Annotated in this window: 12 protein-coding genes; all 12 read left to right on the top strand. The window is 68.4% G+C overall.

Translation table 11 applies throughout. The annotated features are described in order from the left end of the window. Positions 1-15 precede the first annotated feature (15 nt). Positions 16-1188 carry an L-rhamnonate dehydratase gene (locus WT24_RS08205; RefSeq protein ID WP_059792118.1) on the top strand — a complete coding sequence of 391 codons (1173 nt, stop codon included), beginning with the start codon at positions 16-18 and terminating at the stop codon, positions 1186-1188. Positions 1189-1196: 8 nt separating this feature from the next. Beyond that, positions 1197-2114 (top strand): dihydrodipicolinate synthase family protein, encoded by a 918-nt coding sequence (locus WT24_RS08200; RefSeq protein WP_059792115.1) that lies wholly within the window; start codon positions 1197-1199, stop codon positions 2112-2114. A gap of 97 nt (positions 2115-2211) precedes the next feature. Beyond that, the gene (locus WT24_RS08195) at positions 2212-3504 is read left to right on the top strand and encodes an MFS transporter (RefSeq protein ID WP_060032515.1); all 1293 of its coding nucleotides are present in this window, start codon (positions 2212-2214) and stop codon (positions 3502-3504) included. Positions 3505-3555: 51 nt separating this feature from the next. Next, entirely contained in the window at positions 3556-4503 is a 948-nt protein-coding gene (locus WT24_RS08190; protein ID WP_060032512.1) for a YncE family protein, read from the top strand. A 1-nt stretch (position 4504) separates the two neighbouring features. Continuing rightward, positions 4505-5467, top strand: coding sequence for an amidohydrolase (locus tag WT24_RS08185; RefSeq protein ID WP_060032509.1), 963 nt, complete (start codon positions 4505-4507; stop codon positions 5465-5467). 210 nt (positions 5468-5677) lie between these two features. After that, entirely contained in the window at positions 5678-6943 is a 1266-nt protein-coding gene (locus tag WT24_RS08180; protein WP_373557132.1) for a sugar ABC transporter substrate-binding protein, read from the top strand. Then, positions 6927-7886 carry a carbohydrate ABC transporter permease gene (locus WT24_RS08175; RefSeq protein ID WP_257127452.1) on the top strand — a complete coding sequence of 320 codons (960 nt, stop codon included), beginning with the start codon at positions 6927-6929 and terminating at the stop codon, positions 7884-7886. Before WT24_RS08180 ends, WT24_RS08175 begins: the two co-directional genes overlap by 17 nt. Continuing rightward, on the top strand, positions 7874-8716 hold the full coding sequence (locus tag WT24_RS08170; RefSeq protein ID WP_059503609.1) for a carbohydrate ABC transporter permease: 843 nt from the start codon (positions 7874-7876) through the stop codon (positions 8714-8716). Before WT24_RS08175 ends, WT24_RS08170 begins: the two co-directional genes overlap by 13 nt. A gap of 10 nt (positions 8717-8726) precedes the next feature. Beyond that, complete coding sequence (locus WT24_RS08165; RefSeq protein ID WP_060032506.1) at positions 8727-9761, top strand: NAD(P)-dependent alcohol dehydrogenase; 1035 nt, start codon at positions 8727-8729, stop codon at positions 9759-9761. Positions 9762-9764: 3 nt separating this feature from the next. Beyond that, entirely contained in the window at positions 9765-10958 is a 1194-nt protein-coding gene (locus WT24_RS08160; RefSeq protein WP_060032504.1) for an ABC transporter ATP-binding protein, read from the top strand. 29 nt (positions 10959-10987) lie between these two features. Continuing rightward, entirely contained in the window at positions 10988-11923 is a 936-nt protein-coding gene (locus WT24_RS08155; protein ID WP_034205746.1) for an AraC family transcriptional regulator, read from the top strand. Then, the gene (xylB, locus tag WT24_RS08150; protein ID WP_060032501.1) at positions 11920-13386 is read left to right on the top strand and encodes a xylulokinase; all 1467 of its coding nucleotides are present in this window, start codon (positions 11920-11922) and stop codon (positions 13384-13386) included. The genes WT24_RS08155 and xylB overlap by 4 nt, the downstream gene beginning before the upstream one ends. Positions 13387-13469 lie beyond the last annotated feature (83 nt).

The following is a 13469-nucleotide window of genomic DNA, read 5'->3' as shown; positions in this document are numbered from 1 at the left end:
TCCGGAGACACCACCATGAAGATTCGCTCCGTACGCGCCCGCGTATTCCAGTGGAAAGGCAAGACCGTCCCGCCGCAAGGCAACTTCTGCTCGAACGCGATGGACCTGCTGTATGCGCCGCAGGAAACAATGAGCACGTTCCGCTTCCATGCGTGGACGGTCGTCGAAGTCGAAACCGACGACGGCATCGTCGGCCTCGGCAACGTCGCGCTCGCGCCGCACGTCGCGAAGGCGATCGTCGACCAGTACCTCGCGCCGCTCGTGATCGGCCAGGACCCGTGGGACTACGAGTACCTGAGCCAGCGCATGTACCGCGCGACGCACGCCTGGGGCCGCAAGGGCATCGGCATGGCCGCGATCTCGGCGGTCGACATCGCGATCTGGGACATCCTCGGCAAGAGCGTCGGCAAGCCTGTGTTCAAGCTGCTCGGCGGCCGCACCAAGGAACGGATCCCGTGCTACTACTCGAAGCTCTACCGCACCGACCTGAGGGCAATGCAGGAGGAAGCGCAGCAGTACCTGAAGGAAGGCTTTCGCGCGTTCAAGATGCGCTTCGGCTACGGGCCCGCGCACGGGCAGCAGGGCGTGGTCGAGAACCTGAAGTCGGTCGCGGCGATCCGCGAGGTGATCGGCTACGACAACGACCTGATGCTCGAGTGCTACATGGGCTGGAACCTCGAGTATGCGAAGCGCATCCTGCCGAAGCTGGAGAAGTACCAGCCGCGCTGGCTGGAAGAGCCGGTGATCGCCGACGACATCGACGGCTACGCGGAACTGAACCGGCTCACGACCATCCCGATCTCCGGCGGCGAGCACGAATTCACGCTGTACGGCTTCAAGCAGTTGCTCGACCGCAAGGCCGTGTCGGTCGTCCAGTACGACACGAACCGCGTCGGCGGGATCACGATGGCGCACAAGATCAACGCGCTGTGCGAGGCGTACAGCGTGCCGGTGATTCCGCACGCGGGCCAGATGCACAACTACCATCTGACGATGAGCACGCTCGCGTCGCCGATGAGCGAGTACTTCCCGATGTTCGACGTCGAGGTCGGCAACGAGCTGTTCTATTACATCTTCGACGGCGAGCCGGTGGCCGAGAACGGCTTCCTGCAACTGCGCGACGACGTGCCGGGCCTCGGCCTCACGTTGAAGACCGAATTCCTCGACCAGTTCGACATCGTCGAGTGAGGCCGGCCATGAGCACACGCTACCAGGGCGTCTTTCCCGTCGTGCCGACGATTTTCGACGCGCACGGCGCGCTCGATCTCGACGGCCAGCGCCGCTGCATCGATTTCATGATCGATGCCGGCTCGCACGGCCTTTGCATCCACGCGAACTATTCCGAGCAGTTCGCGCTCGGCGACGACGAACGCGATCTGCTCACGCGCACCACGCTCGAGCACGTCGCGGCCCGCGTGCCGGTGATCGTCACGACGTCGCACTTCAGCGCGCGGATCTGCGCGCAACGCAACCGGCACGCCCAGGCGCTCGGCGCCGCGATGGTGATGGCGATGCCGCCGTACCACGGCGCGACGTTCCGCGTCTCCGACGCGCAGATCCGCGCGTACTTCCGCGAAATCGCCGACGGCCTCGCCATTCCGCTGATGATCCAGGACGCACCGGCCAGTGGCGTCGCACTGCCCGCGTCTCTGCTCGCGGCGCTCGCGCGCGAGATCGACGCGGTGTCGTACTTCAAGATCGAGACCGCCGGCGCCGCGTCGAAGCTGCGCGAGCTGATCGCGCTCGGCGGCGACGCGATCGAAGGGCCGTGGGACGGCGAGGAAGGCATCACGTTGCTCGCCGACCTCGATGCCGGCGCGACCGGCGCGATGACGGGCGGCGGCTATCCGGACGGGATTCGCCGGATCACCGACGCGTATTTCGCCGGGCGTCGCGACGACGCGTACGACGAATACGCGCGCTGGCTGCCGCTGATCAACTACGAGAACCGCCAGTCGGGCTTCCTCACCGCGAAGGCGCTGATGAAGGAAGGCGGCGTGATCGCGTGCGACCGGCCGCGCGCGCCGTGGCCCGAGCTGCATCCGCAGGTACGTGCCGGCCTGCTCGACACGGCGCGGCGGCTCGACCCGCTCGTACTGCGCTGGGGGCGCTAGACATCGTTTTTTCACCCGCAACGCGCGTGCGTTGCGCATCGGCGTGACAGCGGCCCGACAGAAAGCCGCCGCCGCTCATCGGATGGACGGAGACACCATGAATCTGCTGAACCCCGCGACCCCGGCATACGAAGCCGGCGAAGCCATTCCGCGCCGCCGCTGGCTGCGCGTGATCCCGCCGCTGCTGCTCGCCTGCATCATTTCCTACATGGACCGCGTGAACATCGCGTTCGCGATGCCGGGCGGAATGAACGCCGATCTCGGCATGAACGCGACGATGGCCGGTCTCGCCGGCGGCATCTTCTTCTTCGGCTACCTGTTCCTGCAGATTCCCGGCGGCCGGCATGCGGCGCTCGGCAGCGGCAAGACCTTCATCGCGTGGTCGCTCGTGAGCTGGGCCGTGCTGTCGGCACTGACCGGGCTCGTCACCCATACGTGGCAACTGTTGACGCTACGCTTCCTGCTCGGCGTGGCCGAGGGCGGGATGCTGCCCGTCGTGCTGACGATGGTCAGCCACTGGTTTCCCGATCGCGAACGCGGCCGCGCGAATGCGATGGTCATCCTGTTCGTGCCGCTCGCCGGCATGATCACCGCGCCGCTGTCCGGCTTCATTCTCGCCGCGTACGACTGGCATCACCTGTTCTTCAGCGCGGGCGCGCTGTCGCTGCTGTGCCTGGTCGTGTGGATGCTGTTCGCCGACGACGGTCCGCAGACCGCACGCTGGGTGTCGCCGCGCGAGAAGGCGTACATCCTCGACGCGCTGCGCGACGAGCAGGAACGCAAGCGCGCGGCCGGCACGCCGGCTGCCGCCTCGTTCGGCGCGCTGCTGCGCCACCCGACGATCTGGCTGCTCATCGCGATCAACTTCTGCTATCAGGCCGGTATCTACGGCTATACGATGTGGCTGCCGACCCTGCTGAAAAACCTCACGCACAGCGGGATGGGCAGGATCGGCGTGCTCGCGATGCTGCCGTACGTCGCGATGGTGATCGGGATGCTCGTCACGTCGTATTGGTCCGACCGGACCGGCAAGCGGCGGCTGTTCGTGCTGCTGCCGCTCGTCGGCTTCGCCGCGTGCCTCGCGCTGTCGGTGCTCACGCATGCGTCGATGGTCGTGTCGTTCGCGTTCCTGATCGGCTGCGGCTTCTTCCTGCAGGCGGCGGCCGGCGTGTTCTGGGCGATTCCGCCGAAGCTCTGCAGCGTCGAGGCGGCCGGCAGTGCACGCGGCCTGATCAACGCGCTCGGCAACCTCGGCGGCTTCTGCGGCCCGTATGCGGTCGGCGTGCTGACGCAGCACGTGAGCGCGGCGGCCGGCGTGTACAGCCTCGCCGTCACGCTGGCCGTGGCAGGCTTGCTCGCGTTGACGCTGCCCCGCCGCTGCGAAGACTGACGCGCGCGCCGACACACGGCGGGCACGCGAACGAAACAACGGAGACACACCATGAACGACATCCTGTTGCTGGTGCAGAAATGCGCCCACACCTTCAGCTTCTACGATCTCGAAACCAAAGCCGCGCTCAAGCACATCGTGTTGCCGAACTTTCCGCACGAGTTCACCGTCGACGTGAACGACCGCTACGCGTACGTCGGCATTTTCGGGATCGAGACCGCATGGTCGCGCGGCCATGAAGGCGATCACCGGATCGCCGAGATCGATCTCGTCGAGCGCACGCACACGCGCATGCTCGACCTGTGGCCGTACTACCGGCCGCACGGGATGGCGAGCGACCGCGACGGCCGGCTGTACGCGATGAGCGAGGCGCACGACATGCTGCTCGTATTCGACGAGCCGACCCGGCAGCCGGTACCGAACATGGCCGTGCCGTCCGGCGGCGTGAAAACGCACCTCGTGACGCTCACGCGCGACGCGAGCCGCGCGTACGGCGTGCATCTGCTGTCGAACACGGTCACGCAATTCCATCCGCGCGACGCGACGGTCGCGCCGCGCGCGGTGATGCCCGGCCCGCGCCCCGAAGGCAATGCACTGTCGAGCGACGAGCGCACGCTGTTCGTCGCGAATCGCGGCGACGACACGCTGGTCGAGATCGACACCGAAACGATGACCTGCCGCCGTCGCGTCAAAACCCGCAGCGATCCGAACCGCATCTACCGGGCGAGCGCGCCCGACGGTCGCGACCTGCTGCTGTTGACCAATTCGGGCGAGCAGTCGATCTCGGTATTCGATGCGCGGCAGCTCGAGGAGATCGAGCGCATCGCGCTGCCCGCGAACCCGACCGCGCTGTCGTTTCATCCGTCGCGGCGCGTCGCATACGTATCGTTCCAGGACGACCACGTGCGCGAACTCGACCTCGACGCATGGCACTTCGTCGGTGCGCTGCCGACGCTGCGCGAGCCCGATGCGTCGTACGTGCTCGCCGGCGCGCTCTGACATGCGCGACGAAGCGCCGCCCGACGGCATGCCCGACGCGCTCGTCGACGCGCATCATCATCTGTGGCGACTCGATGCGGGCGCGCACTACCCGTGGCTGCAGACGCACTACGACCCGGCGCGCTTCATGTTCGGCGACTACGCGGCGCTGTGCCGCAACTTCGGCGTCGACGATTTCCGGCGCACGGCGCAGTGTGCACCGCTCGTCGCCAGCGTGCACGTCGAAGCCGAACGTGCGCGCGATGAGGCGCTCGCGGAAACGCGCTGGCTGCACGAGGTCGCGGCCGCGCACGCGCTGCCGTCGGCGCTCGTCGCGTGGGTCGATCTGCTGGCGGGCGATGCGGACGAACGGCTCGCCGAACAGGCCGCATGGCCGCGCGTGCGCGGCGTCCGTTTCAAGCCGCGCACCGCGGCAGCGCCCGATGCATCGATCGACGAACCGGGCGCTCTGCACGATCCGCGCTGGCCGGCGGCGCTCGAACGTCTCGCCGCGCACGGCCTGAGCTGGGATCTGCGCGTGCCGTTCTGGCATCTCGGCGACGCGGCCGCGATGCTGGCCGATGCGCCCGAAGTCGACGTCGTGCTCGAACACGCGGGGCTGCCGTGGGATCGTTCCGAAGCCGGGGTCGCGCGCTGGCGCCGCGGCATGGAAGCGCTTGCCGCATTGCCGCGCGTGGTCGTGAAGATTTCCGAACTCGGCTTGCGCGATGCCGTGTGGAACGACGCGGACAACGCGCGAATCATCCGCGACACGATCGCGATCTTCGGCTGGCGGCGCTGCCTGTTCGCCAGCAATTTCCCGGTGGCCGGGCTGCGCGTGTCCTATCCCGCGCTGCTGCGCACGTTCGCCGGCGCGATCGCGCACCTCGACTGCCCCGCGCGCCGCGCGATCTGGCATGACAACGCGCTGCGCGTGTACCGGATCGCGCTCGACGATGCAGCGCAGCGTCCGGCGCGCGGGTAACGCCGCATTTCCTCCGTGCCGCCCCATCGGTGGAGCGCCGCGCCCGCCCCGACCACCACATTTTGTGCATCGCACGACCGACCCTGAGCAAAAAGTATCGGTTCGCGAACTTTTTTGATGTGGTGATCGCATCGCCCGCGTCACACCATTGTCCCTGCCGTCATCGGCGGCATTCGAACAAGCAGAATCAAGGAGACACGGGTGAACAAGATGCGAATCGTCGCAGCCGGCGTGCTGCTCGGCGCCTGTCTGCCGGGCGTCGCGACCGCGCAGGTCTGCAAGGTGCCGACCCTTCGGGTGCTCGCGCAGAAGAGCCTCGGCTTGTCGGTGATGGAGAAATCGCTGGCCGACTACGAGAAGAAGAGCGGCACGAAGGTCGAGATCAGCTATTTCGGCGAGAACGACCGCCGCGCGAAATCGCGGCTCGACGCGTCGACCGGCGCGGGTTCGTACCAGATCTACTACGTCGACGAGGCGAACGTCGCCGAATTCGCGTCGGCCAACTGGATCGTGCCGCTCCTCAAGTACTACCCGAAGGAATACGACTACGACGACTTCCTGCCCGGCCGCCGCGCGGTCGCGAGCTACAACGGCGTCGCGTACTTCGCGCCGCTGATCGGCGGCGGCGACTTCCTGTTCTACCGCCGCGATCTGCTCGACGCCGCGCACATCCCCGTGCCGAAGACGCTCGACCAGCTCGTCGCCGCGATCAAGAAGCTCAACGCGCCGCCGAAGCTGTACGGCTGGGTCGCGCGCGGCCAGCGCGGCTCGGGGATGAACGTGTGGCGCTGGTCGCCGTTCATGCTCGGCATGGGCGGCGCGTGGACCGACAAGAGCGGCCAGCCCGCGTTCAATTCGCCGGCCGCCGTGAAGGCCACGCAGCTCTACGGCGACCTGTTCAAGTACGCGCCGCCGGGCGCCGCCACCTACGACTGGAGCAACGCGCTCGAAGCGTTCCGCTCCGGCAAGGTCGCGTTCATGATCGAATCGACGCCGTTCGCGGACTGGATGGAAGATGCGAGCAAGTCGAGCGTGGCCGGCAAGGTCGGCTACACGCGGCCGCCCGCGCCGCTACCGTCGGCCGCGTACGGCCACGGCTTCGCGATCTCGGCCGTCGGCGCGAAGGACGACTGCACGCGCATGGCCGCCGGCCGCTTCATCGCGTGGGCGACCAGCAAGGACCAGGAGCAGGCACGGCTGCGCAACGGCGTATTCAGCGACTACAACCGCACGAGCACGATCGGCAGTCCGTACTTCAAGCAGCACGTCGCGCCGCAGATTCAGGCCGGGCTGAACGACACCAACCCCGTCACGCAGGTGACGATCTGGCGTACGCCGCAGTGGCCGGATATCGGCGACAACCTCGGCATCGCGCTCGAACAGGTGTTCACCGGCACGCAGACGGACATCCGCGGCACGCTCGACGACGCGGACCAGTACGCGAAGGACGCGCTCGAACATGTCGCTCGCAAATGACGGCGCCGGCGGACGCGCGCTCGGCGTCCGCCCGGCCCCTTCCCAGCCTTCGGCCCGGCGCGCCAGCGCGCGCCGCGACCGCACGAGCCTGCCGTGGGTGTTCCTCGCGCCGACGCTCACGCTGCTCGCGGTCCTGAGCCTCGTCCCGACGATCGCCGCGATCAACCTCGCGTTGCGCAACCGCGTGCTGCGCTACCCGGACAGCGAATACGTGGGCCTGCGCAATTTCGTCCGGCTCGCGTCGGACCGGCGCTTCCTGAACGCGATCGAAGTGTCGGTGCTGTGGGAAGTCGTCACGGTCGCCGGCGCGGTGCTGGTCGGCATCGCGCTCGCGGTGTTCCTGTTCGAGCGCGTGCACGGTCGCTGGCGCCGCTTCGCGTCGCTGGTGCTGATCATGCCGGTGCTGCTGCCGCGCGTGTCGGCCGCGTTCATCTGGAAGTTCATGTACGCGCCGCTCACCGGGATCCTGAGCTGGCTGCTCGGCACGCTCGGCGTCGAGCACACCGCGTTCCTCGCCGATCCGCATCTTGCGCTGTATGCGGTCGCGCTCGTCGACGTATGGCAGTGGGGGCTGTTCTTCGCGGTCGTGATCCTGAAGCTGCTGGAGACGCTGCCGCCCGAGCCGCTCGAAGCCGCGCGGCTCGACTACGCGACGACGTGGCAGGTGCATGCGTACATCGCGCTGCCGATGCTGAAGGCGCCGCTCGTGAGCCTCGTGTTCATCAAGATGGTCGAATCGCTGCGCTCGTTCGACCTGATCTACGTGATGACCAAGGGCGGCCCCGGCATCGCGACCGAAACGCTCGATCTCTACGCGTACCAGCAGGGCATCGGCCTCGCCGGCAAGGTGTCGTATGCGTCGGGCATGGCCGTGCTGATGATGGTCGCGACCACGCTCGTCTTCACGCTCATCTGGAAGAGGGTCAACAAATGGGACGACTGACGGCTCGCCGAATGGTTCGCCGCGGCTCCGCCGCCACCGTGTCCACCGTCGCGATCGCCGGCGCGATCCTGATCGTCGCCGCGTTCCCGCTGTTCTGGGCCGTGCTCAATTCGCTCAAGCACCTGCTCGACATCGTCACGCCGACGCCGCGCTTCTTCTTCACGCCGACGCTCGCGAACTACGAACAGGTGCTGTCGAGCCCCGAAGTATTGATCGGGCTCGGCAACAGCATCGCGATCGTCGGCGCGGCCGTGCTGATCGGCGCGGTGCTCGGCGTGCCGGCCGCGTACGCGATCGCACGCTACCCGGTGCGCGGCAAGCGCGACATCCAGTTCTTCCTGCTGTCGCTGCGCTTTTTGCCGCCCGTCGCGGTCGCGCTGCCGCTGATCGCGATCTGGGTCGATCTCGGGCTGTACGACACGAAGCTGTCGATGATCGTCACGTATCTGCTGGTCACGCTGTCGACCATCACGTGGCTGTCGATTCCCGTATTTCGCCGGCTGCCGCGCGAGATCGAGGAAGCCGCCGCGCTCGACGGCTACGGCCCGTACGCGGTGTTCTGGCACATCGCGCTGCCGGTGTGCGCGAGCACGCTGCTCGGCGGGATCGTGTTCAGCTTCGTGCTGGTGTGGAACGAACTGATGATCGCGCTCGCGCTCACGTCGTCGCGCAGCGCGACGCTGCCGGTGGTCGCGTCCGCGTTCACGTCGCTCGGTCAGGAAGTGCCGTGGGGCGTGATCAACGCGTCGACGGTGCTGCTCGCGCTGCCGCCGCTCGTATTCGTCGGCATGCTGAGCCGGCTGCTCAATTCGATCGTCAAGGGAAAATGAGGAGAACACGTTGAAAGCGCTCGTACTCGAACGCACGCGCGAGCTCGCGCTGCGCGACATCGACCTGCCGCAAGAGGTCGGCCCCGGCGACGTCCGGATCAAGGTTCATACGGTCGGCGTCTGCGGCAGCGACGTGCATTACTACGTTCACGGCGGAATCGGCCCGTTCCGCGTCGATGCGCCGATGGTGCTCGGTCACGAAGCGTCCGGCACCGTCGTCGAGATCGGCGCCGGCGTCACGCACCTGCGCGTCGGCGACCGCGTGTGCATGGAGCCCGGCGTGCCGCGCCTCGATTCGCCCGCGACGCTGCGCGGGCTGTACAACCTCGATCCCGACGTGCGCTTCTGGGCGACGCCGCCGATCCACGGCTGCCTGACGCCGTTCGTCGTGCATCCGGCCGCGTTCACGTACCGGCTGCCCGACAACGTGTCGTTCGCCGAAGGCGCGATCGTCGAGCCGCTGTCGATCGGCCTGCAGGCCGCGAAGAAGGCGGCGATGAAGCCGGGCGACCTCGCGGTCGTGATCGGCGCCGGCACGATCGGCGCGATGACGGCGCTCGCCGCACTTGCCGGCGGCGCCGCGCGCGTGATCCTCGCCGACGTCGTGCCGGACAAGCTCGCGCTGTTCGCCGGCAACCCGGCCGTCACGACCGTCGACGTGCGCACGCAGCCGCTCGCCGACGCGGTGGCCGGCGCATCGGGCGGCTGGGGCGCGGACGTCGTGTTCGAGGCAAGCGGCAGCACGAACGCGTATGCGGGCCTCGTCGATCTGATGTGCCCGGGCGGCTGCGCGGTGCTGATCGGGATGCCGGTCGCGCCGGTGCCGCTCGACGTGGTCGCGCTGCAGGCGAAGGAAGGCCGCATCGAATCGGTGTTCCGCTACGCGAACATCTTCCCGCGCGCGCTCGCGCTGATCGCGTCCGGCGCGATCGACGTGAAGCCGTTCATCTCGCGCACGTTCCCGTTTTCCGAAGGCGTGCGCGCGTTCGAGGAAGCGGCGAGCGGGCACCCGCGCGACGTCAAGATTCAGATCGAAATGGATTGAGCCATGGCCCAGATCACCTGCAAGGCTTTGTCGAAGCACTACGACGGTGGCCCCGCCGTGCTGCATCCGCTCGACCTCGAGATCGCCGACGGCGAATTCATCGTGCTGCTCGGCCCGTCCGGCTGCGGCAAGTCGACGATGTTGCGGATGATCGCGGGCCTCGAGGCGATCACCGGCGGCGAGCTCGCGATCGGCGACGCAGTCGTCAACGACCTGCCGCCGCGCGAGCGCAATGTCGCGATGGTGTTCCAGAACTACGCGCTGTATCCGCACATGACGGTGTACGACAACATCGCGTTCGGCCTGCGGCGCCTGAAGGTGCCGGCCGACGAGATCGACCGCCGCGTGCGCGAGGTCGCGCGCATCCTGAGCCTCGACGCGCTGCTCGAGCGCCGTCCGCGCGCAATGTCGGGCGGCCAGCAGCAGCGCGCGGCGATCGCGCGCGCGATGATCAAGACGCCCGACGTGTTCCTGTTCGACGAGCCGTTGTCGAATCTCGACGCGAAGCTGCGCACGCAGTTGCGCGGCGACATCAAGCGGCTGCATCGGCAGTTGAAGACGACCACGCTGTACGTCACGCACGACCAGCTCGAAGCGATGACGCTCGCCGACCGCGTCGTGCTGATGCGCGGCGGCCGCATCGAGCAGATCGGCACGCCGGCCGAGCTGTACGGCCAGCCGCACACCGTGTTCGCGGCCGGGTTCGTCGGCACGCCCGCGATGAACTTCGCGGACGGCACGATCGCCCGCGTCGGCACGAACGTGCTGCTCGACTGCAACGGCACGCGCTGGCCGCTCGTGTCCTCACGCTTCGCGCGGCTGCAGGACGGCCAGCAGGTGAAGGCCGCGATTCGCCCGAACCACCTGCGGCTCGTCGCCGAATGCGATCCGACCCCGGGCGCGCTCACGCTGACCGGCACGGTCGAACTCGTCGAATTGCTCGGCGCCGAGGCGCTCGTCACGCTGGACTGGCACGGCCAGCCGTGTGCGACCCTCGTGCCGGCCCCGATGGCTCCGGCGCCGGGCGCCGTGGTAGCGTTGCGCTTCGACGAAGAAGCCCTGCATCTGTTCGACGCCGGCACCGAGCGCAACGTCGCGCTGCCGGAGGCGAACCCGATCGCGCACGCGGCGGCGCCGGCGGCCGCGACGCGCGCCACGCCGCCTGCCGCGACGGGCTGGTCGATGTCCCGTTCGTAGCACGCCGGCATGCCCCGACGGAGCATACGATGAACCCGGATCTCGAGATCGTTCCCACCCACCGCGACGAATCGTTCCGCGCGTGGGTCCACGACTATCCACATTCGGTCGCGAAGTGGCACTTTCATCCCGAGTACGAGATTCACCTGATCCAGGCGTCGCGCGGCAAGGTATTCGTCGGCGACCACATCGGCGATTTCGGCCCCGGCAACCTGATCGTCACCGGGCCGAATCTGCCGCACAACTGGGTCAGCGAGCTCGCCGACGGCGAACGCGTGCCGTCGCGCGACGTCGTGCTGCAGTTCTCGCGCGATGCGATCGAGAAGATGGTCGGCGCGTTCAGCGAATTGCAGCCGGTGATCGACCTGATCGACGACGCGGCGCGCGGCGTGCAGTTTCCCGACCGCGTGGGCATCGAGGTCGCGCCGCTGATGCTCGAACTCGCGAACGCGCACGGCTGCCGCCGCGTCGAGATCCTGATGTCGCTGTTCGACCGGCTGTCGTCGTGCCGCGAGCGGCGCGTGCTCGCGGGGCCCGGCTACCGCAGCGACGCGCAGCACTACATGTCGTCGACCATCAACCAGGTGCTGTCGTACCTGCAGCAGAACCTGCCCGGCATGCTGCGCGAAACCGACGTCGCCGCGTTCGCCGGCATGAGCGTCAGCACTTTCACGCGGTTTTTCCGGCGTCACACCGGCTCGTCGTTCGTGCGCTACCTGAACCGGCTGCGCATCAACGAGGCCTGCGAGCTGCTGATGTTTTCCGACCTGACGGTGACCGACATCTGCTACCGGGTTGGCTTCAACAACCTGTCGAACTTCAACCGTCAGTTTCTCGCGATGAAGCAGGTGCCGCCGTCGAAGTTCCGCGCGCTGCACCGGCTCAACGAACCGCACGGCCGCGACGACGCGCCGCCCCCGCGACGCGCGCCGCCGCGCGCCCCAGACAGGACGCTTCATACGTGACATATCTCGGCATCGATCTCGGCACGTCCGAGGTCAAGGTTCTCCTCACCGATTCCCGATCGGTCCCCCTCGCGACCGGCTCGGCCACGCTGTCGATCAGCCGGCCGCATCCGCACTGGTCCGAACAAAGCCCGCAAGCGTGGTGGCACGCGATGCTCGACGCGATCGCGTCGGTGCGCGCCGCGCACCCGGCCGGCTTCGCCGCGCTGCGCGGCATCGCGCTGTCCGGCCAGATGCACGGCGCGACGCTGATCGACCGCGCGGACCAGGTGCTGCGCCCCGCGATCCTGTGGAACGACACGCGCGCCGGCACCGAATGCGTCGAGCTCGAGGCGCTGGTGCCGGAATCGCGCGCGATCACCGGCAACATGGCGATGCCCGGCTTCACCGCGCCGAAGCTGCTCTGGCTCGCGAAATACGAGCCGGCGGTGTTTCGTGCGGTGCACAAGGTGCTGCTGCCGAAGGACTACCTGATCTGGCGCCTGTCCGGCGAATTCGTGTCCGACCTGTCCGACGCGTCGGGCACGCTGTGGCTCGACTGTGCGCGCCGCGACTGGTCCGACCGGATGCTCGCCGCGACCGACCTGTCGCGCGCGCAAATGCCGCGCCTCGTCGAAGGCAACGCGGCCGCCGCGCAGTTGCGCGACGCCTTGCGGCGCGATTGGGGCATCGCCGGACCCGTGACGATCGCCGGCGGCGCCGGCGACAACGCGGCGTCCGCGATCGGCATGGGCGTCACGGGCGCCGGCAGCGGCTTCCTGTCGCTCGGCACGTCGGGCGTGCTGTTCGCCGGCAACGACCGCTTCGCGCCGAACCCGGACGCCGCCGTGCACGCGTTCTGTCACTGCGTCGACGGGCGCTGGCACCAGATGAGCGTGATCCTGTCGGCCGCCGCGAGCCTCGACTGGCTCGCGCGCGCGCAGGGCACGACCGCCGGCGCGCTGGCGGCGCGCGCCGAACGCGCCGATCCGGCTCGCGCGCCGCTGTTCCTGCCGTATCTCGGCGGCGAACGCACGCCGCACAACGACGCGCATGCGCGCGGCGTGTTCTTCGGGCTGTCGAACGAACACGATGCCGACGATCTCGCGTATGCGGTGATGGAAGGCGTCGCGTTCGCGATGGCCGACGGCTACGACGCGCTGCGCGCGGCCGGCACGACGCTCGACGCGGTGTCGTTCATCGGCGGCGGCTCGAAGAGCGCGTTCTGGGCGCGGCTGTGCGCGAATGCGACCGGGCTCGCGATGCAGCGCCATGCGGACGGTGCGGTCGGTGCGGCGCTCGGCGCGGCGCGGCTTGCGCGTCTCGCGGCGACGGGCGACACGCTGGAGGAAGTCTGTGTCGCGCCGCCCGTCGCGGAGACGGTCGTGCCCGATGCCGCGTCGGCCGATCTGCTGACGGGGCGACTCGCGCGCTATCGGCGGTTGTATCGCGCGCTGCGGGACGAGTTCAAGGACGCCGACTGAACGCTCGGGCGACGTACCGCTTCGCCGTTCGGAGCGTTTTATCGGTCAGGCACGCTTGACCCGGCCCTTGGGATCGCCTTTAT

Origin of the sequence: Burkholderia sp. MSMB1078WGS (genome assembly GCF_001528895.1) — a bacterium.
Classification (GTDB): domain Bacteria; phylum Pseudomonadota; class Gammaproteobacteria; order Burkholderiales; family Burkholderiaceae; genus Burkholderia.
Note: the sequence above shows the minus strand (reverse complement) of the source record. Positions and strands in the feature narration are given on the sequence as shown.